28 protein-coding genes and 1 pseudogene are annotated in these 21,926 nt (G+C 62.9%); 14 read left to right on the forward strand and 15 right to left on the reverse strand.

Annotation, left to right across the window (positions count from 1 at the left end; translation table 11 throughout):
* Positions 1–359: 359 nt before the first annotated feature.
* The 3 genes from AC3WWH_RS27945 to AC3WWH_RS27955 form a co-directional block, all read right to left on the reverse strand.
* The gene (locus AC3WWH_RS27945; protein WP_057253966.1) at positions 360–581 is read right to left on the reverse strand and encodes a hypothetical protein; all 222 of its coding nucleotides are present in this window, start codon (positions 579–581) and stop codon (positions 360–362) included.
* 148 nt (positions 582–729) lie between these two features.
* A complete protein-coding gene (locus AC3WWH_RS27950) occupies positions 730–999 on the reverse strand; it encodes a hypothetical protein (protein WP_057253968.1) in 270 nt (89 codons plus the stop codon).
* Between the two features lie 253 nt (positions 1,000–1,252).
* On the reverse strand, positions 1,253–2,269 hold the full coding sequence (locus AC3WWH_RS27955; protein ID WP_058323335.1) for a glycosyltransferase family 2 protein: 1,017 nt from the start codon (positions 2,267–2,269) through the stop codon (positions 1,253–1,255).
* 216 nt (positions 2,270–2,485) lie between these two features.
* Between AC3WWH_RS27955 and AC3WWH_RS27960 the strand changes: the two genes are divergently transcribed.
* From AC3WWH_RS27960 to AC3WWH_RS27975, 4 genes and pseudogenes are all read left to right on the forward strand, one after another.
* Complete coding sequence (locus AC3WWH_RS27960) at positions 2,486–3,193, forward strand: FkbM family methyltransferase (RefSeq protein WP_058323276.1); 708 nt, start codon at positions 2,486–2,488, stop codon at positions 3,191–3,193.
* Between the two features lie 130 nt (positions 3,194–3,323).
* A complete protein-coding gene (locus tag AC3WWH_RS27965; protein WP_058323277.1) occupies positions 3,324–3,680 on the forward strand; it encodes a hypothetical protein in 357 nt (118 codons plus the stop codon).
* A 242-nt stretch (positions 3,681–3,922) separates the two neighbouring features.
* Positions 3,923–4,339 (forward strand): hypothetical protein, encoded by a 417-nt coding sequence (locus tag AC3WWH_RS27970; RefSeq protein WP_058323278.1) that lies wholly within the window; start codon positions 3,923–3,925, stop codon positions 4,337–4,339.
* Between the two features lie 448 nt (positions 4,340–4,787).
* A pseudogene (locus tag AC3WWH_RS27975) lies at positions 4,788–4,910 on the forward strand (entericidin); the annotation flags it as partial.
* Positions 4,911–5,097: 187 nt separating this feature from the next.
* On the opposite strand, the gene AC3WWH_RS27980 reads toward AC3WWH_RS27975, so the two are convergent.
* The 3 genes from AC3WWH_RS27980 to AC3WWH_RS27990 are packed head-to-tail and all read right to left on the reverse strand — an operon-like array spanning position 5,098 to position 6,223.
* On the reverse strand, positions 5,098–5,502 hold the full coding sequence (locus AC3WWH_RS27980) for a heme-copper oxidase family protein (RefSeq protein ID WP_058323279.1): 405 nt from the start codon (positions 5,500–5,502) through the stop codon (positions 5,098–5,100).
* 35 nt (positions 5,503–5,537) lie between these two features.
* Positions 5,538–5,801: a hypothetical protein gene (locus tag AC3WWH_RS27985; protein ID WP_156433152.1), complete on the reverse strand. Its 264-nt coding sequence runs from the start codon at positions 5,799–5,801 to the stop codon at positions 5,538–5,540.
* Complete coding sequence (locus AC3WWH_RS27990) at positions 5,798–6,223, reverse strand: hypothetical protein (RefSeq protein WP_058323281.1); 426 nt, start codon at positions 6,221–6,223, stop codon at positions 5,798–5,800. The genes AC3WWH_RS27985 and AC3WWH_RS27990 overlap by 4 nt, the downstream gene beginning before the upstream one ends.
* Before the next feature lie 248 nt (positions 6,224–6,471).
* Between AC3WWH_RS27990 and AC3WWH_RS27995 the strand changes: the two genes are divergently transcribed.
* Positions 6,472–6,720 carry a hypothetical protein gene (locus AC3WWH_RS27995; protein WP_057253978.1) on the forward strand — a complete coding sequence of 83 codons (249 nt, stop codon included), beginning with the start codon at positions 6,472–6,474 and terminating at the stop codon, positions 6,718–6,720.
* Positions 6,721–7,094: 374 nt separating this feature from the next.
* Here AC3WWH_RS27995 and AC3WWH_RS28000 read toward each other — a convergent pair whose 3' ends face one another.
* On the reverse strand, positions 7,095–7,742 hold the full coding sequence (locus AC3WWH_RS28000) for a S24 family peptidase (RefSeq protein WP_057253980.1): 648 nt from the start codon (positions 7,740–7,742) through the stop codon (positions 7,095–7,097).
* A 1,116-nt stretch (positions 7,743–8,858) separates the two neighbouring features.
* Here AC3WWH_RS28000 and AC3WWH_RS28005 point away from each other — a divergent pair.
* The 4 genes from AC3WWH_RS28005 (at position 8,859) to AC3WWH_RS28020 (ending at position 11,466) form a co-directional block, all read left to right on the forward strand.
* Positions 8,859–9,635: a hypothetical protein gene (locus AC3WWH_RS28005; RefSeq protein WP_156433153.1), complete on the forward strand. Its 777-nt coding sequence runs from the start codon at positions 8,859–8,861 to the stop codon at positions 9,633–9,635.
* Complete coding sequence (locus AC3WWH_RS28010) at positions 9,556–10,092, forward strand: hypothetical protein (RefSeq protein WP_156433154.1); 537 nt, start codon at positions 9,556–9,558, stop codon at positions 10,090–10,092. The genes AC3WWH_RS28005 and AC3WWH_RS28010 overlap by 80 nt, the downstream gene beginning before the upstream one ends.
* Complete coding sequence (locus AC3WWH_RS28015) at positions 10,082–10,759, forward strand: helix-turn-helix domain-containing protein (protein ID WP_058323284.1); 678 nt, start codon at positions 10,082–10,084, stop codon at positions 10,757–10,759. Before AC3WWH_RS28010 ends, AC3WWH_RS28015 begins: the two co-directional genes overlap by 11 nt.
* 104 nt (positions 10,760–10,863) lie before the next feature.
* Entirely contained in the window at positions 10,864–11,466 is a 603-nt protein-coding gene (locus tag AC3WWH_RS28020; RefSeq protein WP_058323285.1) for a hypothetical protein, read from the forward strand.
* Positions 11,467–11,625: 159 nt separating this feature from the next.
* Here the strand turns inward: AC3WWH_RS28020 and AC3WWH_RS28025 are convergent, their stop codons facing one another.
* A complete protein-coding gene (locus AC3WWH_RS28025; protein ID WP_058323286.1) occupies positions 11,626–12,096 on the reverse strand; it encodes a nucleoside deaminase in 471 nt (156 codons plus the stop codon).
* A 235-nt stretch (positions 12,097–12,331) separates the two neighbouring features.
* Positions 12,332–12,796 carry a cupin domain-containing protein gene (locus AC3WWH_RS28030; RefSeq protein ID WP_057254440.1) on the reverse strand — a complete coding sequence of 155 codons (465 nt, stop codon included), beginning with the start codon at positions 12,794–12,796 and terminating at the stop codon, positions 12,332–12,334.
* 342 nt (positions 12,797–13,138) lie between these two features.
* On the opposite strand from AC3WWH_RS28030, the gene AC3WWH_RS28035 reads away from it, so the two are divergent.
* The gene (locus AC3WWH_RS28035; RefSeq protein ID WP_058323287.1) at positions 13,139–13,945 is read left to right on the forward strand and encodes a class I SAM-dependent methyltransferase; all 807 of its coding nucleotides are present in this window, start codon (positions 13,139–13,141) and stop codon (positions 13,943–13,945) included.
* Between the two features lie 116 nt (positions 13,946–14,061).
* Here the strand turns inward: AC3WWH_RS28035 and AC3WWH_RS28040 are convergent, their stop codons facing one another.
* The 3 genes from AC3WWH_RS28040 to AC3WWH_RS28050 form a co-directional block, all read right to left on the reverse strand.
* Positions 14,062–14,712, reverse strand: coding sequence for a glutathione S-transferase family protein (locus tag AC3WWH_RS28040; RefSeq protein ID WP_057253992.1), 651 nt, complete (start codon positions 14,710–14,712; stop codon positions 14,062–14,064).
* A gap of 91 nt (positions 14,713–14,803) precedes the next feature.
* Positions 14,804–15,187, reverse strand: a complete 384-nt coding sequence (locus AC3WWH_RS28045; RefSeq protein ID WP_113398947.1) for a nuclear transport factor 2 family protein — start codon at positions 15,185–15,187, stop codon at positions 14,804–14,806.
* 250 nt (positions 15,188–15,437) lie between these two features.
* Positions 15,438–15,890 carry an Lrp/AsnC family transcriptional regulator gene (locus AC3WWH_RS28050; protein ID WP_057253994.1) on the reverse strand — a complete coding sequence of 151 codons (453 nt, stop codon included), beginning with the start codon at positions 15,888–15,890 and terminating at the stop codon, positions 15,438–15,440.
* Positions 15,891–16,001: 111 nt separating this feature from the next.
* Here AC3WWH_RS28050 and AC3WWH_RS28055 point away from each other — a divergent pair, with 111 nt between their 5' ends.
* Positions 16,002–16,625, forward strand: coding sequence for a LysE family translocator (locus tag AC3WWH_RS28055; RefSeq protein WP_058323288.1), 624 nt, complete (start codon positions 16,002–16,004; stop codon positions 16,623–16,625).
* 15 nt (positions 16,626–16,640) lie between these two features.
* On the opposite strand, the gene AC3WWH_RS28060 is transcribed toward AC3WWH_RS28055, so the two are convergent.
* Positions 16,641–17,591: an alpha/beta hydrolase gene (locus AC3WWH_RS28060; protein ID WP_058323337.1), complete on the reverse strand. Its 951-nt coding sequence runs from the start codon at positions 17,589–17,591 to the stop codon at positions 16,641–16,643.
* A gap of 492 nt (positions 17,592–18,083) precedes the next feature.
* Here AC3WWH_RS28060 and AC3WWH_RS28065 point away from each other — a divergent pair, with 492 nt between their 5' ends.
* Both AC3WWH_RS28065 and AC3WWH_RS28070 read left to right on the forward strand, forming a co-directional pair.
* Positions 18,084–18,542: a MarR family winged helix-turn-helix transcriptional regulator gene (locus AC3WWH_RS28065; protein WP_063891506.1), complete on the forward strand. Its 459-nt coding sequence runs from the start codon at positions 18,084–18,086 to the stop codon at positions 18,540–18,542.
* A gap of 111 nt (positions 18,543–18,653) precedes the next feature.
* On the forward strand, positions 18,654–19,547 hold the full coding sequence (locus AC3WWH_RS28070) for an SDR family NAD(P)-dependent oxidoreductase (RefSeq protein WP_058323289.1): 894 nt from the start codon (positions 18,654–18,656) through the stop codon (positions 19,545–19,547).
* Positions 19,548–20,010: 463 nt separating this feature from the next.
* Here the strand turns inward: AC3WWH_RS28070 and AC3WWH_RS28075 are convergent, their stop codons facing one another.
* Positions 20,011–20,592 (reverse strand): dienelactone hydrolase family protein, encoded by a 582-nt coding sequence (locus AC3WWH_RS28075; protein ID WP_058323290.1) that lies wholly within the window; start codon positions 20,590–20,592, stop codon positions 20,011–20,013.
* 19 nt (positions 20,593–20,611) lie between these two features.
* Entirely contained in the window at positions 20,612–20,755 is a 144-nt protein-coding gene (locus AC3WWH_RS28080; protein ID WP_156414718.1) for a hypothetical protein, read from the reverse strand.
* Positions 20,756–20,782: 27 nt separating this feature from the next.
* Here AC3WWH_RS28080 and AC3WWH_RS28085 point away from each other — a divergent pair, with 27 nt between their 5' ends.
* Positions 20,783–21,865 carry a D-alanine--D-alanine ligase family protein gene (locus AC3WWH_RS28085; RefSeq protein WP_058323291.1) on the forward strand — a complete coding sequence of 361 codons (1,083 nt, stop codon included), beginning with the start codon at positions 20,783–20,785 and terminating at the stop codon, positions 21,863–21,865.
* Positions 21,866–21,926: the final 61 nt, after the last annotated feature.

The following is a 21,926-nucleotide window of genomic DNA, read 5'->3' on the forward strand; positions in this document are numbered from 1 at the left end:
AACCATCGACTTGACCAAACCCAAAACTGTCAGTCATCTCTCCGAACAGGTGTCCGCTATCTCCCCGGACTGAACACTTGTGGCGGGGATGTGAGCGACCCGACGTCCGTCGGGTCGAAAGACCTTTCGGCCCAAGGACTTGGGCTGGTTTCGCAGTTCCAGCGCGCAATTGGGTGGCAGCGCCGGTTGTGTGTGAACGCGGCTGATCCTGCAACGCCGCGCATCTGCTCAGGCGCGCAAAGGTCGCCGTAGCACTTTGAATTGCTGCATGTTTTTGCCCTTTAACGGGCTACGAACAAAGGAAACATGCCGTCGGCAAGTCATCTCTCGTCACCAGCGTGTTGCAGTCGGATCGGAGATCAGGGTGCCAGCGCGGTCGCCGCTGATTGTTGTTCGGCGGCGAGCTTGGCGGCGCAGTCGTGTTTTATCATCGCCGCTGCGAGGTTCGCTCGCCCGGTACCGGTGGCCTTCGCCTTTGCTGCCGCCATGTCCCTGCACCAGTTTGCGTCGAGAACCTCTTCGGGGATGTGCGGCATGCAGGACGAGAGAAGCAACAGCAAACATAGCAACGCGACGCGCATTCAAGGCTCCTTTGCGGGTGCCGGATTCTTATCATCAGCGAACCGAAAGGAAACACGTGCTTGTGCTTGGGGGCTGCCTGATACCCCTTGTTTCATGCGACCACCCGCTGGCCGGCGGTGCGGCAGGGGTGGTCGCGTTTCGTGGCCGTTACGGTGTCGTTGCCGGCTGAGTCGTCGACGGTTGCGTCGTTGACGGTTCGGTCGTGGACGGCTGAGTGGTCGAGGGCTGCGTCGTCGACTGGTCAGTCGTTGCCGGCTGCTGCGTCGTTGCTGGCTTCTGCTCGGTCGTCGCGGGCTCCGTCGTCGTTGTCGCCGGTGCCGTCTCGGTGGCCTGCTTGGCCCCCGGTTTCAGGTACACGACGCCAAGAATGATGAGCACGATCACAACCACGATGCCGATGACTGTGTTTCGATTCATGCAGGCTTCTCCTCAGGTTAAGTGCCTCAGAGGTGTAAATGGAGCGGTCGGTCGAATAATCAACGGCCAAACTCGCGGATCGGTTGAAAAACGATCCATCCGGTCGCGCAGCGACCGGCCGTGCCGTTCATCTTCGGCTTGGAGACATGCCGGAAGCGGGGCGGTGATGGGTTCTCGAGCGTGCCTGTGCCCGGAGAGCCGGCGCTTTTCCGGTGTGTGAAGGCTGACTGCTAAGGGCCCGCGAGCCGCGAGCCTAGCGCTCGCCGCCGGCGGTGGATTTGGGCACGGGGGTGATGAAGCCGAGCCGCAGCAATTGCTTCGAACCGCCGAATTTCACCGAGGAATGGGAAAAGAGCTGCAGCGCGCCGGTGCCGGCGAGGGCTTCCGTCATCTTCGCATAGGCCGCCGAACCGTCGAAGTATTGGCGGTCGGCGACGGCATCCTCGATGACCTTTTCGTAGTCGGCGAAGAACTTGAAATGCAGGAGGGCGCCGAGCACCGAGGAGAAGTTGCGTTGATAGGGCAGCGGCTGATGGATGCTGGCGCCGAAGCGACAGTCCTCGTCCCAGAAGATCAGCGGATACTTGATCAGTTCCAGGTCGGATTCAAACTCGCGGTGGCGCGCGCCGCCCTTGACCGTGATCGCGCGCGTGGTCGTTGCCAGCGAATAGCCACGGCTATCGAAATGATCGGCGACTTCCCACGGGGCTCGGGTTTTCAGCTGATTGACGTCTGCCGTGCGCAGATTGACCGGATACATATCCAGCATCGGTGCGGGCAGCCGTGAAATCTTCAGATCCTCGAGCGTATGGATCACCGACCACAGCGTGCGGTTCTCGCAATCGTCGTAGATCAGGAACTCATCGGAATCGACGTTGACGTACCAGCGGTCGTCGCCATAGCGCGCAAACAGCGCCTCCCTCCAGAGGCGGCCGCGCCGGGCTTCCGCGTAGCGAAGCGCAGACGCCCACAGGTCGACATCGGGCTGGCCCAGCAGATATTCACGCGTCCCATCGGTCGAGGCATCATCCACACAGATGAAACGGGTAACGCCCAACGACCGGTAATGCGCCAGAAAGCCGGGCATCAGCTTCGCGTCATTGCGGCTGAGGAAAACCAGCGGGAGATCATCAGGGTAGAGCGACGTTTGCCCCTGCGGGCTGACGCAGCGCAGGTCGACTTCGCGGCCCTCCGTCCGTTCGCGACGCTCGACCTTGGCCGATTCGTACCAGGTGATGAGGCGATCGAAGAGGTTTCGGTCCGAGATCATCTCGGCGTCGGATTGATCCCTGAAGGGATAGGTAATGTCTTTCATTCCCATTCCGATATGTATTTTTTATGCATAATATAGGGCGGCTTGGATGAAAAACACCGGTGAGGCAATTGCCTGATGGCATCGACCCGGCGATGCCGCGAGTGGCGTATTGCCTGTCTCTGGAGCGCGAAATCGTACTAACTGGCGGTGAAAAGATCCTTGGGGCAGAGCATGAAGCGTCTTCTTCGTTCGATCCGAAAGAGAATTCGTTACTTCACCAATGCGCGCACGGTGACGATCGACGGCATCCGGCTGGTGTCCGACGCGGCGCGCGTTCCGGCCGTCGTGCGCGACTTGATGTACCGCGAAGTCTACGAGGATACGGAACGCAACATCCTGCTTCGGCTGCTGAAGCCCGGCTCGAAGGTGCTGGAAGTCGGCACCGGCGTCGGCTTCATCGCGCTGCTTGCGGCAAGGATCTGCGGCGCTTCGAACGTGCTGACCTATGAGGCCAATGCGTCGCTGGAGCCGCTGATCCGCGAGAACTTCCGGCTGAACGGCATCGAGCCCGCCTTGCGGCTCAGAGCCATGACGGCTGACGGGCGCAGGATCTCCTTCTACCGGAGCGACAACATCATTTCGTCGAGCGCCTACGACCGTCAGCTGCCGGGCGCGAAAGTGGAGATCGAAAGCGACGTCTTCTCCGAGGTACTCCAGACCTATCGCCCCGATGTGTTGATCATGGATGTGGAAGGCAGCGAGGATGAATTGCTGCGTCTTGCCGATTTCGGCTCGGTCAGGGATATCCTGGTGGAACTGCACCCGCATGTCATCGGCGAGGCGAAGGTCGAGGAATTGAAGGCGATCCTGGCGGACATGGGGTTCCGACAGGGCGAGACCGACCGCAAGACCTTCCATTTCCACCGGAACCGCGCTTGAAGGCAGCCGATTTCGCTCGCCATGACGCGACCATCGCAACTTTTTGGCGGGTCGTTGGTTACTCCTGCATTCACGTTCACTGGGCTAGCCTTGAGGTCCTCTCAATGGGTAGCGGGTGGAGGAGACTGATATGACACACAAGATGAGCAAACTTCTGGCCGTGCTCCTGGTCGCCGCAGGCGCCGTCACGGCGCTCCCTTCAGTATCTCCGGCGCAGTCCCTTGATCTCTATCTCGGACCGCGCGGCGACGATGGCGACTGGGATCGGGACTATCGGCGCGAACGCCGCTATGACGACGAATACTACAGCCCGCGGCGCGGCTGCAGCGCCCGCCAGGCCATTCGCCGCGCCTATGGCTACGGCATGCGTGATCCTGAGATCGCCGGAATGAGCCGCAACCGAATCGTCGTCGAGGGCATCGGACGGCGTGGACAATACGCCAGGATCTATCTCGCCAACCGCAGCGGTTGCCCGCGGATCCGCTAAGGCGTCTCCCTGTCCGACCGCGCAATTGGCGCGGCCGGGGGCGCGCGTTCGACGCGCGGTCGAGGGGCGCAGTCGAGAATTGCCTGCGCCGCGCAAGGACACGCGCGGCAAATGCTCCTCGTTCCGTATCCCGCAGTGCGAGGCGGCGGCGCGGTGTTCGTGCCCGGTTCGCTTCGCCGCAATGGGGTGAACGCCGCTGGTCCGTTCCCTTGAGGAAGGGCAATGTGATATAGCGTCCGCCGATGATCATTCCGACCTCTTCGACATCCACACCGCTCGGCGCGCGCGCCTGCGGCAGCTGCACCCTTTGCTGCCGGCTGCCGGATATCGACGCGTTGGAAAAACCGGCAAACGACTGGTGCCGGCATTGCATCGACGGTGAGGGGTGCCGGATCTATGAGCAGCGGCCGCAGCTCTGTCGCGATTTCCTCTGTCTCTGGCGCACGGATGAGGGCCTGGACGACAGCTGGGATCCGGCGCGCTCGCGCATGATGATCTATCGGCAGGGGCCCCAGGTCACCGTTCTCGTCGATCCGGATTATCCGGAAATCTGGAAGCAGACGCCCTATGCCGAGACGCTGCAGCACTGGGCGCGCGCGGGCGAAGGCGGGCAATATGTCATCGTCTTTGTCGGCGACGCCGTATTCAAGCTCGACTGACGCGCGCGACAAACCGCGAAAAAGAAAGAGCCCCGCACGAGGGCGGGGCAAGCGAGCACCCAAAATGGCTCGGGGTGCGGGGAAGCGCAGTCAGAAAGAACGTACTGCGCGGTACGGAAGCTAACGCGCATCCGCCAGTCGGGGGAAGGCCTGATTCGGCGATTCCGGTACGCTCGCCAAAATAAATCCTGAGAAGAGCCGAGCGGCGGGCCATGGCCGCCGCGCCCGTCTTTCGCGGTCCCGGTCTTGAGCAGCGCCGATTGACTTTGCCGCGTTCCGCCTCATTTCCGAAAGGAGAAACTGACGGAGACGATGATGTCAAAGACGATGCTCATGGTCCTCTGCCTACTGCATGTGTCCTTTAATCGTACCCGATTAAAGGACAAGAACATGCAGCAATTCAAAGTGCTACAGCGACCTTTGCGCGTCTGATAAGACGCGCGGCGCTGTAGCGCTTCTTGCCCTTTCGGCCTGTGGCAACACGGCGCGCGGCTTTCGGCAGGATGGAGCCGAGACCGGCCACGCACTCGACGACGCGACGCACCGGGTGCTGAAGTCGACCTCGAAATAGAGCAAATCCAGGAAAAGTGCGAAACGGTTTTCCGTTCGGAATTGCGTAATTTCAAAGACTTAGATCACTTCAGTGTTTCGATGAAACAATGAAATGATCTAGGGCGCAAGAACCCGATGCAGGAAAGGCACTTCGGCCTTTCCTGTGTTCGCGCTCGATGGTGGTGCGGTCGGTGCCCGGACGAGCGTTATCGCGGCCGCAAGGCGTTCGGCTGAGCGACCGTTTCGCTGCTCGAAAAGATGACGACTGCAAACAGGAGCACGCCGACGAAGGCGACGATCGAGGCTGCGGCGACGATGGGTTCGATCTCGGGCCTGCCGGTGACCATCAGATAGAGCGCCGGCACCAGCACGGCGACGCCTGAGGTGTAGACGTAGTATTGGATCATGGCGAGCCGGCGCTCGGCCTTGGCGGGATTGAGCGCATAATAGATGCCGAAAATCGCCATCGTGACCCAGCCGAGCAGGTTTGTATGGGCATGCGCCGGCGTGGCGGCATGGTCCTGGCTGATCGCCATGTGCAGGCCGATACAGAGGCCGATGATCAGGAAAATGATTGCGGTCTTGAAATACAATTGAGCAAGGCGCGGCATCGAATCTCTCCTATTTGTGCTCCCCGCTTACTCTATTAGCATTTTTGCAGATTAATGATGATTGCCAATATTGGGCGCTTTGCGCCGTCGTCATGCCCGCGGGCGGATGTCCGTGCCCGCGCGGTTGCCGCGGCCAATGCGGCGCGCTTGCGCGTGGCCATTTCGTTGAAAGCGGTAAGGTTCTGGCGCTGCAGATAGGCGGATATCGCGGCTTCTACGCCGCGCTCATTGCCGCCTTCGGCTTCCCAGAAGGCTTCCATGGCGGCAAAGAGGGCGGACTTGTCGAGCGTCATGGTCATCTGAGATCGGCACCGAACTGCTGGCGGTGGTTGAGGGTGCCGTGGACGGCCTGGCTGTAGGGCGTGCGTTCCGCGTCGAAATCCGCGCACCATCGCTCCCAGGCGTCGGAGGTGCGGACAAAGACCGGCAGCTTGTGCTCCTCTTGCGGGCTCTGGTCGTAGCCTTCGAGCCAGGCGTCGGCGACCGTCTCAGTCACGTCTTCGCCGTGGAGGACGTCGAGATCGAAGCGGATCAGCTTTGCGACATGCTCGCCATCGTGAACCCGAAGCCAATCGGCAGCGGTGCGGTAGGTGGTGCCGACCGTGTCTGTCTCCTCGCAAAAATAGCCGGTGCCGAGCGTCATGACGGCGAGAATGACCTCGCGCCCGTGAAGGAAGGGGGCGGGCCCCATCACAGCGTCCGCGATCAGCACGTCGGGCATCGTTCACCTCGGCCTGTTCGAGGTGCGCGCTGGCGCGCCCTTTCGGGTGCCATCGGTCCCTCCGGTTTCGTCCTTGTGGCAATATAGGAAAATTCCTATTTATACGTCAATAGGAAAGGCACTGCCGGCAGGAATTTTCTTCGCGTGGCCGCGTTGAGTTGTCGATAGGCGATTATTTGTTCTTGTTTTGTTCGATTGATTGCGCCACCTTGGAGCCGCCATTCCAGGTGGCGGAAAAGGAGCATGGGATGATCACCTATTTCGTGGTTCAGAGCTTCACGCTGGGGAGCCGCGGGGCGCTGCTTGCCGACAATCCGGTGCAGGCGACCGGGGCCGAACATGCGGTGCGGCTGGCCGAAAGGCTGGCAGCGACCAAGGTGGGCGTCGTGGCCTTCAGCCGCTCAGGCGATCTCGCGACCGGGGAGTTCGAGGACGCCACGCTGCTCTTCATGTCGGGCGACCTGCCGATGGAGATCGAGGAGGGGATGGCGGCCTGAGTGTCAAGTGGCAGGAGGCAGCGGACCGAACGCTTTGTGACGGCATGCGGAACGGCGGCGATTGCATGGCGAAGTGTTGAGGACTGCCCCGAGGCGATGCCTTGCCCGCGGCATCCTCGCCTGGCGGTGAGGGGCGAACCAGCCAGTGCCTGTGGCGTGCGGGATTTGTCCCTGGATCGGCTGGCACTTGGTGCAGAATTGACGTGCCTGTGGTCGGGACTCGCTACCCCACTGCCAGTCGTCGAGACAAGCTGGCGCCCATCGCGGCCCTGTTCAGGGGGTGAGCAGCTATGTGGTCGGCATGCTGCATTGAATCAGGTAAGCGATATAGCACGTTGAATATGCAAGGATATCGTCGCTTGGCCCTGCAGGCTCTAGCGGGCGCTGTATTTGCCGACCACCCGGTGGCAGAAGGACCACTCGACCCGGCTCTCGGTGAATTCCAGGAAAGGGTTGTACTGCCGGAGCGTCCATTCGCGGTCGTTGAAGGAGACCAGCCGCTTGATGATCGCTTCGGCGTCGTTGGCGGGCGGCACGTGATAGAGCACCACGTCCTTGTCGCGCGCCGGCGGTAGATGCGGGTGGACGAGCGCCATGTCGCCGGGCTCGTATGCCGGGATCATCGAGCTGCCGGTGAGGTAGATGCCGTAGGCGCCCTTGACGCCCTCAAGCACCGAGGGGCGCTTGACATATTCGACCGCATCGAAGGTGACGATCACGTGGCCGTCGCCGCCTTGCGCGGCGGCGAAGATCGGTAGGTCGCGATGGCCGACGAGCTGTTCGCCGGGCACGATCTGCGGTGCGAAGCCGGGCGCACGTCTCGGTGCCGCTTCGGCGGCGGGGGCGCCCTGAATCAGATCGACGATCGTGCGCGCGTCGCGCTCGCGCAGTTCCCGCGGTGTCTCGCGCTCGACGAATTGCTGGATATAGGCGTGGTTCTTCGCGATCGCGATCGACAGATCCTTGTAGGTCGTCTTCTTCGCGTCGACTGCTTCCCGGATAAGGCGGCGCAATTCGTCCATGGCACTGGCATCCCAGATTCCGTTTCTTACGTCCAATAGGAAATTTCCTCTTGATGAGTGTAGGAAATCCTACTATGAATAGGATGTCAACGGAAATGAGCGGTGCAAATCGCCTGAGTTTCCGGCGGCGGCCGGCATCGCCAGCGTTTTTAAAAGACGCGCGGCGCTGTCAATGGCCCCACAGATCGCTCTCCGCAGCAATTGCGGTGAGCATTTTGAGAAAAGCTGCTGTCTTCCCGATCGGCAACGATTTCGGGGTGCGCAGCGGGCGAGAGGTTCCGCTTCCTCCCCGGAGCCTCTCGCTCTTCGATTACGATGATCTTGGGTCGGCTCGGCCCGGCATCATGAGCGCGATCGAAATTGGCGCGAGCGGAACGCGGGCGGGAAACCGTCAGCACTTTTCCTCCTCTCGCTGCAATTCGTCGCCGGCAAGCCGTCACCGGCGCATGCCTCCGGAACCGGCAATGGTTGCGGCTGGCGGCGTGCGCGGTCCGGGCGCCGGGAGCAGGCGGCTGCGCTCCTTGGGGGTGCGGTGCCGGCTCACGAGCCCGAAGTGGCGCCCGCCGTCCCGCGTGCATTCCTTTGGGATGCGCGGTGCGGACCGAAGGGCCTGACCGGTCCGCCCATCAGGGGCGGATGCTGGAAGCGGCTTGTCGGCGGGGTGGGGAGACAAGCGGATTTGGCGCGCGATGAGCGCGATGGAATGGCCGTGCCAGACGGGGCGGCCAAAGGCGAAGGCATGGGAAAAGGCATGGCGCAGGACAGTCTGACAGGAAGGCCTGGAGCCTCCCGCTTTCAAGTGGAAACGCTGGAGGCGGAAAGATGCTCTGGAATCAAAGTGCTGGAGCCTCCTTTGTGCGTTCAGTTGAACGCACGGCGCTCTAGAGCATCCCGCTCTCAAGTGGAAACACTGGAGGCGGAAAGATGCTCTGGAATCAAAGTGCTGGAGCGTCCTTTGTGCGTTCGGTCGAACGCACGGCGCTCTAGAGGGCAGGCGGAAAGCAAGGGTGCGGGTTTCCTGCCGCCTTTGGTGCGCGTCTGCGGCGGCGCTGTTGCCGCGGCGGCCGGCAAGACCCGGGCCGGGGCCGCGTCCCGGCCGAGCGGGGAGTAGCGGCCATGCGCATCACCGCGATCGTCGAGGCGCTGGTTCAATCCGGTGCGTCGCCGGAGATGATCCTTTGCGCCGTTCGCGCCGCCGAAGCCGGGCAGCAGTCGGAGATCGAGCGGCGCCGGGCAGGCGATCGCGAACGGCAGCAGCGTCACAGGGCGCGCGTGACGTCACGCGATGTCACGGCGACAGCGGCGGGTGTCCTCTCTGATAAAGAAAGCTCCCCCGCACCCCCTAAAGAAACTAACTCTCCCGACACGACTCCGGCCGGGAGCGGCCCTCAGCTCGATCTCCACCTGGGGGCGGAAAATGCAGCGCGGTCGGGGCGCGGCCGCAGGGCCAGCCGGCTGCCCGCGACCTTCGAGCCCGACTGGGCGTTTGCCGCCGGGCTCGGCTTCGGGCCGGCCGAGGCAACAATCGAATTCGACAAGTTTCGCGACTACTGGACCGCCAAATCCGGCCGCAATGCCACCAAGCTCGACTGGGCGGCCACCTGGCGGAACTGGATGCGCAATGCCGGCCGACCAGCCAGGGCTGGCGGCCCCCAAGTCGCGAGCCGATCAACCGCGGCGGGCCGGGCCGGAGACGCCGGACCACCGCGACGCGGACATCGCCAGCAGGCGCCGCCGCACGAGACCGCCTTTGCCCGCCACCAGCGGGAATGCAGGCAAGCGATTGAAAGCGAAATCAAAGGAAACCGAAACAATGACCCTCTTGGAAATGATGAGTTTGCCGGCGCAGGCCCGGCTTTCGACCTTGAGCCGGGAGATTACCGCGCTCACTGAACGGCTGGCGCCGGCAAGCGAGGCGGCGGTGCTGCGCAGCCTCGACGCGATGCAGACGGCCGGCATGACGATGCCGCAGGGGATCGAGCCGAAGAAGATCCTCGCCGTCTACCACTATGCGCTGTCAGGCGTGCCGGCCTGCGGCCTGGCGGCGGCGACGCAGAAGCTGATCCGCGGCGACTATGCGGCCAACGCCAATGTGCTCCTGGGCACGATCCCGAAGCCGCCGGTGCTGGCCGCACTGGCAAAGGCGGAGGCGCAGAGCATGCGGGCGGAGCTTGCCCGCAAGCGCGAGACGATTGCCGCCCTCAAGCCCCGGGATACCGGCCGTTCCGAAGCCAGCCGCGCCCGCGTTCGCGCAAGGCTCGAAGCGTTTCGGAGGACACACGCAGCGGCCAAGGCGGCCGCCCAGAACGTAAGCGCGCTTGCAACCCGGGAGATCCACCATGCAGCCTGAGGCAACGGAATTCATGACAGGACAGACAGCTGCAGGCGGCAGGCCAAGCGGCGTTGCGGCACGGGCGAGGGCCGTGCCCGGGGCTGGCGGTGACGACGATACGGGAAAGGGCCACCGTGGACAGGCGCGCGCGGAAAGCGGCGCAGAGGCTATGGCAATGCGGATGTCGGCAGGCGACGAGGTGAGGCAGAAGGCGGCGGCGCCTGGTCACGCGCAAGCCCAAGGTTCCGTGGGGATGGCCGCGGCTGACCGCGAGGCGGCGCCCGCCGCGACGCTGGAGGATCTGGCGGGCATGGTCGCGGTTCAGGTGCGCACGCAAACGCGGCGGATCGCGGAGCTGGAACTGGCGCTCGCCGATGCGGAGGCGCGGCTTCTGTCGCAGGCGCGGATGATTTGCGGCGCGGCGGATGCGGCAGGCGGCGATCTCTTCAGCCGGCGGCCGGTGCGCGAGATCATCGACGACGTGCTTGGCGCCTATCCCGGCATCACCTGGGAGGAGATCATCGGCGTTGGCCGCGAGCGCCGCCTGGTCGAGCCGCGCCATCGCTGCATGGCGGCAGTCTACGAGGAGCGCAAGGATCTGTCGCTGCCGGCGCTCGGCCGCATCTTCCACCGCGACCATACGTCGGTGCTGCATGCGGTGAACAGGCGCGGCGCCAGCCGATGACGGCAGCCTTTTGATTTTTGGATTGATTTTGCGTCAGCGCGAAGCCGGGGCCGGCGGTACGGCCAAGCAGCGATGACGAATGAATGAAACGAGGAAACGATACGATGACATCCAAGGCAGAACGCATCCGCATCAAGCGCGCCAGCCGGGCCGGCCGGCCGCGCAAGGCCGACGTGGCACGCTATCCCGGTGGGCAGATCAAGCACGGCGAGACCGAACGGGAGGTGCGCTCCGTGGCGCTCGATGCGCGCAAGCGCATGCATTTTTCCGGCAAGCGCGACGTCGATGTTGCGAGCCCCTTTGCCGGCTACACACTCGGCCGCATGTTCCTCGACGGCAAGCTGACGGCGCACGAGCGCGAGGCGGGCGACGAGTACGCCCGGCAAATGGCACGCTATTACAGCCTCACCGGCATTCCCTTTCCAAGTGTCAGGGCGCAGTCGCTCTTCAGCGTCAAGGGCTTTGCCGGCGAGACCAGCGCCGAGCGTGCCAAGAGCGCCCGCCAGGCGGCGAACCGGATGATGGAACTGGAAGGCGTGCTCCTGAAACTGCAGGACGGACCGCAGGTGAAGACGACGGTCTTCAACGTCTGCATCATGGATTACGAGATGCTGCGCACCATGCCGGAACCGCAGCTCGCCTGGCTGAAACGCGGGCTGACCGAGCTGCACTGGCACTTGGGGCTGTCGCGGGAGAAGGAGGGGTGAGGTAGATGGCGCCCATCTTCTGGACCGCTCGTCCGGCCTGCCGGCCACCGTCTCGCCGCAGGCGGGGAGAAGGGACATATGGCGACGCCCCACCTAAATCGCTTCGTCACACCCGGCCGCGGGATACTTTTGCAGTCTAACTCCATCGGGCGCGCCGCATCAGCGGCGCCAGAAGGTCCGGTGGGGGCTGAGTAGTTCGTCCTCGATCTCGGGGAAGGGGCCAAAAACCTCGATCGGCTTCTGGCCGGAGGCAAGCACCGTGCGCGAGGCGAGGTTCATGGTCGGGTTTTCGGGGTGGTCGCCAGTTTCGGCAAGGAGCTTTTCCTGCTCGTAGCCATAGACCAGGCGGCCGATATTGGCCCAATAGAGCGTGCCGGTGCACATGGCGCAGGGCTCGCCGGTTGAAACCAGCGTGCAGGACCACAGGAATTTCGCCGGATAGGCGGTCGCGGCACGCCGGCTAAGCTCGGTCTCGGCGTGGCGTACGGTGTCGATATTGCCCTGGCGCATCAGGATGCTGTCGTCGGGGCCGACCAGGACCGCGCCGAAAGGATGATGGCCGTGCGCGGCGGCCTCGCGCGCGACTTCGTCGGCGGCGCGAAGGTGGGCGAGCATCTGATCGCGGGTCATGGTCTGTCGCTCCCCAACGTCGTGGACGCCACCGATTGGACGGTGCCGTTCGGACGATCGTAGCTCGAAAATCGAATGTCCGATATCGGCGCTGCCCGCAATTTCGCAAGACATCCGCCATGCCAGTGGGTGCTGCGCTTACAAAGGGGAGTGTGTCTCCGCTCTCCTTGCGACAGGTGAGGCGGTCGCATTGCCCGGTCTTTCCCCAACCGCCGCAGCCTGCGCTGGCGGCGGGTCAATCTTGATCCGACCAGTCGGCAAGCAGGGTGATGCCGAACTTCGGCGCGGCCCTCCGAAGCCGATCAAGCTCTTCCGATGTCGGTGGCTTGACCGCTTCGCCCGGCCCAAGTTCACGGCCGGCTTCTTCCAGAAAGCGGTCGAAGATGGCTGGCGTGCCGATCAGGATGTAGCGCGCCGGCCGGCGGCTGACGTTGAGGAGTTGGTGGGGTACGCGGCGCGGGAGAAAGATGCTCTGGCCCACGGTCAACCGGTGCGCAGTCCCGCCGATTACCGCAGTCAGTTCGCCCTCGAGGATGTAGACGGTTTCGTCGTCGCTGGCGTGGACGTGAATTGGCGTCCTGGTGTCGCCGCCGCTGACGTTTTCGAAGAGGCAGAACTGGCCGTCGGTCTGGCTGCCCGACAACAGACGCTTCATGACGACGCCGGCGAGGGCGAATGCTTTCGGTTCTGTGCTGCTCATCGCAAATACCCCATCGAATTTCGCAGGAGCGGTCCTGTCCGCTGCGCTCCCGAGGAAGCGCGGCGGCATGGTTGCATGCGTCGGCGGCGACATCAGGACAAAGGGTGAGGTGCGGCACGGTTCGATCCGGCGCCGATGGAGCCGGGGCGGCGCCCTGCCTGGCTGGCCTGCCGAGAGGATGGCGAAATATCCACCGCGCGCGAATGGCGATCGGTTCCGAATGCCGTGGATCGGTCTCGAACCCGATAAACCGTTCGACACGGCAGTTTGCCAGCACCTATGTTTTGGGTTGCCCAGCCTGTGGTAGAGTTGCGCCCGTTCGGCTGGCTGGAGTGTGCTGTGATGGCTGCATCGACGTTCAATGCCAACACTGGCGACGGATATGAGTTGCAGATGGGGCGCTGGAGCCGAAGGCTGGCCGTGCCTTTCCTGGCATTTGCCGGAGCCGCGGCGGGTGAACGGGTGCTGGATGTCGGCTGCGGCACCGGCAGCCTGACATTCCTGTTGGCCGCGCGGCCCGACCTTTCCGCCGTCTGCGGGGTGGATTGCGCGGCGCCCTACATCGAACACGCCAGCCGCAGCAATCCAGATCCGCGCGTCTCCTTCCAGATTGGCGACGCATGCGCTCTCTCCTTTGAGGATGCGGCGTTCGATCGGGTTCTGTCGCTGCTGATGCTGCATTTCGTTTCTGAGCCGGAACGGGCCGTGGCGGAGATGCGCCGCGTTGCGCGGCCCGGTGCGACGGTCGCTGCCACGGTGTGGGACGGTCGCGGCGGTTTCGTTGCCAGCCGGCTGTTCCTCGACACGGCGGCAGCCCTTGATCCCGTCGCCCGACGGCTTCGCGAGCGCGCCTTCACCCGCCCGATGACCCGGCCTGGCGAACTGGAGGCGGCCTGGCACAGGGCCGGGCTTGTCGAGGTCGAGACGGCAGAGCTTGCGATCCGCATGGAGTACGCTTCCTTCGACGACTACTGGACGCCCTATCTCGGCAAGGATGGCCCGGGTGCCGAATATGTCGCGACACTCGACAAACAGGCGCGCACGCGGCTTCGCGATGCCGTCCGTTTTGCCTATCTCGATGGTGAGGTCGATGGTCCACGGTCCTATGTCGCGGTCGCCTGGGCCGTCAAAGGTGTGGTGCCAGGTTGAATTCATGGCGGCCGCCCATACCATTCTCACCCTGGGATCGCTGGAGACTTGAAGAAAGAGGTCAACCGGGTGATGCGGCTCTGTCAGAGTGACGCAACTCGGTTGCCGCTTCCGGGTTAGCCTGCCGATGCGGAGGTGAAAACCGCCAACTGGGCCTCGAAGGCGCGCTTGTAGGCCGGCCGTGCTTCGCCGCGAGCGACATAGGCAGCAAGGTTCGGGTATTCCTCAAGAATCCCTGATCCATGCAGCCGGCGCAGCACCGTCACCATCAGGAGGTCGCCGGCGCTGAAGGCGCCATCGAGCCAGTCGGCATCGCCAAGGTGATTGGAAAGGCCGCCAAGCCGTCTGCGGATGGTTTCGTCGAGCGCACGCAGGCGGTGCTCGTACCAGGGCTCGTTGCGTTCGAGGATCTGGACGAGATTACGGTCGAAGACCGGCGGCTCGATGGTGTTGAGCGCGGCAAACATCCAGGCGATCGCGCGCGCCCGGGCATTGGCTTCGTCTGGCAACAGGCCGGCATGGCGCTCGGCGATATGGAGCACGATCGCTCCGGACTCGAAGAGGGCGAGATCGCCTTCCTCATAGGTCGGGATCTGGCCGAAGGGCTGAAGGGAGAGATGCGGCGGCTGCTTCATCGCCTTGAACGACAGAAGGCGAACCTCGTAGGGCAGGCCTACTTCCTCGAGCGCCCAACGGACACGCATGTCACGCGCGAGCCCCTTGCCGCGATCCGGCGACCGTTCGAAAGCGGTAATGGTGATCGTCATCGTTGTCCTCCATCGCTTGTCTGTCCTTGAAGACGAATGGCGGCACGCGATCCCGACATGTCATCGCGAAAGTCGCGCTCGGACGGCCCGCTCAGGCCGCTCCCGTCACCGTTCCCTGGTGGAACAGCATCTGCCACCTGGTTCCGTTTCGCTTCCAGACAGAGCTTCTGAGCGCGTGCCGCTCCGATCCATCGCTTTCCCTGCGACGGGTTCTGTAGGTCAAGAGCAACGCTTCCGGCGAAATGGCGGTCAGGCGGTAATCGCTCGCGCGCAGTTCGCCATCGTCTTGCTCCGGCTCCTGCACAAGCAGATCGATGATTTCCGCACGATGATAGATCGTACCGGAAGCCCCGCACTCGACGAAGCCTTCGGCGAGCAGCGCCTCGACGGCTGAACGCGACCGGCGAACCTCCGGGCGGTGCAGTGCTTCTTCAAGCGCACGGATTTCATCGAGAGGGGGCAGAGCGTGCATCATGATTGTTCCGCTGTGGGCGAGGGCTGCCGGTACACTACTGCATGTCTCCTTAATCGACCTCGATTTAAGGACAAAGGCATGCAGAAAATCAAAGTGCTACAGCGACCTTTGCGCGTCTGATAAGACGCGCGGCGCTGTAATCTGCTGAGACCTCGGACGGCAACTGCCAGAGCGCCGTGCGTTCAGATGAACGCAAAGGGCGCTTTAGCCGTGGCGCACCAGTTCATCCGGGGCGCCGCGAGCCAGCCGTTCAAAGAGGAAGCGGCCGGTTCTGGAAGATGCTCTTCATCACAAGGGTAGAGGTCAGGCGCAGCACGCTCGGCAGCGCCAGCAGGCTCTCGTCATAGAGCGCCTGGAAAGCCTTCAGGTCCTCAGTCACCACGTGCAGCATGTAGTCGGGATCGCCAAACAGACGCTCGGCTTGCGTGATTTCCGGTATCGCCCAAAGAGCCTTTTCGAAGGCATGCACGTTCTCGCGGCTGCCTTCCCTGAGCGTCGCAAAGACGATCGCCGAGAAATTGAGGCCGACCTTGGCGGCATCGATATTGGCGCGATAGTCGCTGATCACGCCGGATTGCTCGAGCGCCCTGACCCGGCGATGGCAGGGGGAAAGGCTGAGCCCGATGCGGTCGCCGAGCTCGGTAACCGACAGTCTCCCGTCCTTCTGAAGCTCAGCAAGAATCTTGCGGTCCGTATCATCCATGAGGGAGATATTGCCTCATGATGCCACATTTCGGCAAGAGTTAGGGAGCTAATCCCCGTGATGCAACGCTATTCTTCCTTTGATAGGGTATCCGAAGGAAGGTGGTGCGAGATGGAAATGGGTCTGTTGACGGCGTTTTGGGCGATATCGTTTTCGCTGGTGCTGACACCCGGCGCAGACTGGGCCTATGCGATCTCGGCGGGGTTGCGAGACCGGGCGATCATGCCGGCCGTTTCCGGCATGCTGCTTGGCTATCTTGCGATCACTCTGGTGGTCGCGGCTGGTGTCGGCGCGCTCGTCGCCGGCGTTTCGGCGGTTCTGACGGTGCTTACGGTGCTGGGCGCGGGCTATCTCCTTTGGCTCGGCGTCGGGGTTCTCGCCCATCCGCCTGTTCCGGTGGCCGGCGAAGACCAGGCGGCCAGGAACTGGACCGGATGGATCGTCCGCGGTTTCGCGGTGAGCGGCATCAACCCGAAGGCGCTCCTCCTTTTCCTCGCGTTGCTGCCGCAATTTACCAGCCGCGACGGGAGCTGGACGATCCCGAGCCAGATCGCGGCGCTCGGGGCCGTGCATATGCTCAACTGCGCGCTGATCTACTCGCTTGTCGGCACGGGTTCGAGCATGGTCCTCAGGACGCGCCCGCGCGTGGCTCGTCTGGTGAGCCAGTTCTCAGGCGCGGCGATGATTGCGATCGCGCTGTTCCTGCTCGCCGAGCAGCTTGTCATAATCCGATGAGGCGTGGCTGCCGCCTCAGGAAGCTTTCGCCAGTTTTTCTTCGCGGCCGATGCGGGCGTCGAGGTCCCGCAGGCGAAGCGTGACGGCGGGGTGGCCGGGCAGGAGCGACAGGGCATTCGTCAGCATGTCGCGCGCTGTGACGAGGTTGCCGTCGCGGATATGGCGATTGGCGCGGTGGAAGAGGAAATTGACCTGCTCCGTGGGGGCAAAGCGATCACCGAAGCGGGCGTGCAGGCGATCGGCCCAGGCCGGGTGGCGGGCCATGGCGGCGACGGCGTTCTGGTAGGGCCGCATCGGCGCGTCGATCCGCGCGGAGCGGGCAAGGGCGCGCAGGGCAGCAGGGTCATTGGCGCGGCAGGCATCGATCAGCGAAAGCGCGCGCTGCGTTCCGGTGAAGACCCTGACCGTGCCATGACCGGTCATGTGTACGGGCACGAGATGCGTTTCCGCCTGCAGTTCCGCTATGCGCTCGGCATGCCTGCGATCGATCGCGTGGAACGGGTCGTAGAAGAGATAGGCGCGGCCGGCGGCATGGTCGGGGGCGATGCTCATATTGGCGTGCAGGTCGGGCGAGAAATGCCTGAGAAAGCGATTGTCGTAGGGAACGGCTTTGGGATTGATCGAGATTTGCGGGCAGAAGGCGATGGCTGTCGTGGCGTTGAAACGCCGGCGGTAGCGAAGCGCTGCATAGCCGCCCTGAGAATGCCCGTAGAGGATGCGCTCGGGTGCTGCCTTCAGGATCGGCGCCGCGGCCTCGACCGCCTTGACCACGCTTGCGGCTGGAAACCAGTTGGGACGCTTGCTGATGAAGCCGAGGGCGGCGATATCCGCCTTTTCGCAAAACCGCTGGCCCCAGTAGCGGCTGCCGTTTGCCTGGATTTCCATCTCGTTGAAGGTGATGAGGAGGTAAGGCGAGGCGCCCGGGCGATGGATGACCTCAAGGTTTTCGTCCGAGTAGATAAGCACGGTTGCTCCGAAGTATTTCAAGATTTGCAGTAGTATACTTCCAATTTCCGAAGCTAGTTCGGCGACGTTATATTAGTGTGAATTCGTCTGAGATTTCCAGTGCCTAGGATTTTCTGCAAGAAGATTCCAATATTCAATTCGGTTGACGTCTTCAGTGATAGTCGTTTCGGCAGCTTTCGGCTCAAACCGGACATAGAGGTTCGCATCGCGGACGGCTGCTTTGCGCCCCCATTTGAGCCGTTCAGCGCGCCGATCGCCGAGCCCAGAAGCTGCCATTCATTCACGTAGAGCGGCGCTGAGCGGCAACGGCCTCAATGGGACTCTGCTGCCGTCCTCGGATGATACGGCGAACGGCAGCTTCCAGCGAGAGCGAACGTTCCGGCGTTTATGCAGATCATCGCCCGTGGCATGCGCTGAGACATCAGGGTTTCGTATCCTCCTTGAAACGCGATACTGGTTGACTACATGTTGTAGATGCATCATCGAGAGACTATGAACCTGCGTTCCCTACCCGACGATAGACGAGCAATGCTGCGGGAACTGGAAGATGCCTGCGTAATTTCGCGGGCGCGCCTTATCTCACGCGTTATGACCAACATCTTCGACGAGGAACTGCGGCCGTTCGGCCTAGTGTCCTCGCAACACACCTTACTCGGTTCAATCATGCGGATGGGCGTCGCGACGCGTGCCGAAATCGGCCGAGCCAACTGCCTCGATCGCTCCACCTTGACGAGAAACCTCAAGCTGATGCTGGACGCGGGATGGATCGAAGAGGTCCCCGACAAGGTTCAAGGTCGTCAGCGCCCCCTTCGGCTGAGCAAAGCTGGCGAAGACCTGCTGTTTTCATCCATGCCGGCCTGGCGGGCGGGGCAGGAACGAGCGTCCAAGCTGCTTGGGCAAGCAGGCTTGAGCGCAATCAAGACCGTCGCGGACGACATTCCGCGCGATTAGCCGGAATCTGAAATTATGGTATTGCATATACAACACTGCTTCCCATGTGTTGTATATGCAGCATTAGGACGCCGCGGAGCGCCTGATGCCATTATCGAAAGGAGAAATGCGATGACAACGATTCTGGTGACCGGTGCAACCGGAGATACGGGGCGTCCGACCGTGAAGGAACTGCTGAAGAAAGGCCTAAAGGTCCGCGCCCTCGCTCGTCGGGAGGACGCTCGCTCGCAGGAGCTGGCCAGTCTGGGTGCCGAGATCGTTTATGGGGACATCACCAGCCTGCGCGATATGCGGCTGGCTTTCGACGGCGTCGACCGCGCTTACTTCTGCTATCCCATTGCCGACGGTCTCGTGGAGGCGGCAGTCATCTTCGCACAGGTGGCGAGAGAGCAGGGCGTCGAGCACATCGTCAACCTGTCCCACAAGCAATCCAGGCCCGACGCGCGCAGCAAGGTGACCCAGAACCATTGGCTTTCGGAGCAGGTGTTCAAGTGGTCAGGCATCCCGACGACGAACTTGCGCATCACCTTCTTCGCCGAGTGGCTCCTCTACATCTCGTCATTCATCCAGCGCGGCCGCTACGTCATGCCATTTAACAAGGATGGCCGCTTTGCTCCGCTGGCCGCGGCCGATACGGCGAAGATCATCGCCAACATCCTGGAGAAGCCGGAAGGCCACGGCGGCCAAGCCTACCAGCTGCACGGCCCGAAGGAGTATAGTCACGAGGAGCTCGCAGCAGAGGTTGGTCGGGTCCTCGGAGTCGATCTGCCCTTCGAGCAGCTTACCGTATCGGCCTTTCTGGAGCTCGCGGGGCTCGAGGATGACACCGTCTTGCGGCGGCACTTCGAAGCTGCGGAGCTGGACCAGCAAGAGGGTCTCCTCGCCGGTCTCGATGACATCGGCACGAAGATTATTGGTGGCCCGCTGATGACCGTAGAAGCTTTCGTCAACGCGAACCGGGCGCGCTTCGTCCGTGAAACGCAAACGTCAGTCGACCGAAATTAGAATCCTGTGCGTTTTGGGGCGGATATATCAGGGTGACTAATCCAGGTCGCTAACCGGGGCGATCCGGAACGCATGTTTCGGAGCTGCATCGTCCACCTCGAAAATGCCATGGCTTTGCGATTAATTCACCGGCCACTGAGCTGAATCCTCGAGTGCGTAGCGACTGGCAGCTGCGCACTCGATGGACGATAGCTTTTGGCCGAAGCAGATGCTCACATCCAGGTCAAGGTACGACCTGGAGGGGTCGACAGCAGTCAATGGCCGACCTGCTGATTTAAGCCGATAGCGAATGTCCGCTTTATCAATGCTGCTGCCCGGAACCTGCCGTCCCGCTCTCGGCCCCATATCGGCCACGGCGCCGCGGTCGGCGAATGTCTACTGTTGGCGCAAAGCGGCCAAGGCCACCATGACCGATTGGTGGGATTGCTGAGCAACTCCGAGCTTTTCCTACAATAGGGCAGCCTCAGACCCGCCTGAGAAAAGCAAGCACCCGATCCGTCAGCAGCGCCGTTGCCGTCGCGTCGTAGGACGGCAGCGAGCTGTCGGCGAAATAGTGCTGGTCGCCCGGATAGAGGAAGAGCTCGGCATCGTCGGCCTTCTCGACGAGTTCGCGGGCAGCGTCGATGTCGCCTTCGCCGACGAAGATCGGGTCATTGTCCATGCCGTGGATCTGGACGGGCACGCCATCCGGCCAGGGGCCGAAGGACCACTGACCGCTGATCGGGATGCAGGAGTAAAAGAGCAGGGCGCCGCGGGCGCCGGGCCGGGTCTGGGCGAGCTTCTGTGCCGGCAGGACGCCGAAGGAGAAGCCGGCATAGACGAGACCCTGGGGAAGAGCGTCGGCGAGGCGAACGCCGCGCTCGCGCATCTCATCGAAGCCGACCTCGCCGATATAGGCAAGGCCTTCTTCGATGCTGTTGAAGGTGCGCCCCTCGAAGAGATCGGGCACGTGCACGGTGTGGCCGGCGGCCCGCAGGTCATCGGCGAAAGCGTGCGTGCCCGGGGTCAGCCCCTGGGCGTGATGGAAGAGCAGGACCTCGGCCATGGACGACTTCTCCTTCAAATTATCCTTCGCGTTCCAATTGTGTCTCGCCGCCTGAAGGGTCAAGCGGTGTTGCGGTCGATTGAGAAAATTTTCCTGTCGCAGCGATAGCACGTTTCCTTGACGTCTTGTTGCCATCTTCGACCGCTTCCTTGCGGATCAGCATTGGTCACGATTCTGAAGGAAAGACGTCATGACAGGGAAGTTGCGCATTGCCGTGTTGTTTGGTGGGCGTTCGGCGGAGCATGAGGTTTCGCTGATGTCGGCGCGCAATGTCGTCGCCGCGCTTGACAGAGCACGCTACGAGATCGTGCCGATCGGCATTGCCAAGGATGGGCGCTGGCTGTTGCTCGAGCTTGAAAACGGTGAGCTGCCGCGGGCCATTCCGGCGGCAGGAACGCAAGTTGCGCTGATCCCGGGCGGCAAGGGGCGGGCGGTCACCATTGCCGCCGACGGAACGCAAGGGCTGCTGCCGGCCGTCGACCTGATCTTTCCGGTGCTGCATGGGCCGTTCGGCGAGGACGGGACGGTGCAGGGTTACGCCGAGACGGCCGATGTCGCCTATGTCGGCTGCGGCGTTGCGGCTTCGGCAGCCGCCATGGACAAGGTGCTCGCCAAGCGCCTGCTTGCGGCCGAGGGGTTGCCGGTCGCGCGTGCCATCGCGCTGCATCAGGAGGACGCCTATTCCGGCGAAACCATCCTGGAAACACTGGGATTGCCGGTTTTCGTTAAGCCGGCGCGGCAGGGCTCATCCGTCGGCGTCAGCCGTGTCAATAGCCTCGACGGGCTTGCGGCTGCGCTGGAAGAGGCGTTTCGCCACGACGACAAGGTGCTGATCGAAGAGTTCGTGCAGGCCCGCGAGATCGAGTGCTCGGTGCTGGAAGACGCCAAGGGCAGGCTCACCGTGTCGCGGCCGGGAGAGATCATCCCCGCCGAAAGCCACGGTTTCTACAGCTACGACGCCAAATATGTCGACGCTGGCGGCGCGATCGTGAATGCGCCGGCGGACCTTGCCGAAGAGGTGGGCGCGCGGGCGCAGGAGATGGCCGAGCGGGCCTTCCGGGCACTGGCCTGCGCCGGCATGGCGCGCGTCGATTTCTTCCTGCGGCCGGATGGAAGCCTGGTCATCAACGAGATCAACACCATTCCCGGCTTCACCAATATCAGCATGTATGCCAAGGCGCTTGCGGCAGACGGAATCTCCTATGGCGCGGCGGTGGAAACGCTGATTGCGCATGCGCTCGCGTTGCGTGGGGATGGGGCCGCGCGCGCATGAAACACTGGCCGCGGATGCCGCCTTTGGGTTGTATTACATATTAGATGTATCGCATTCATTG

This window comes from Ensifer sp. EB106-03-01-XG145, from assembly GCF_058792075.1.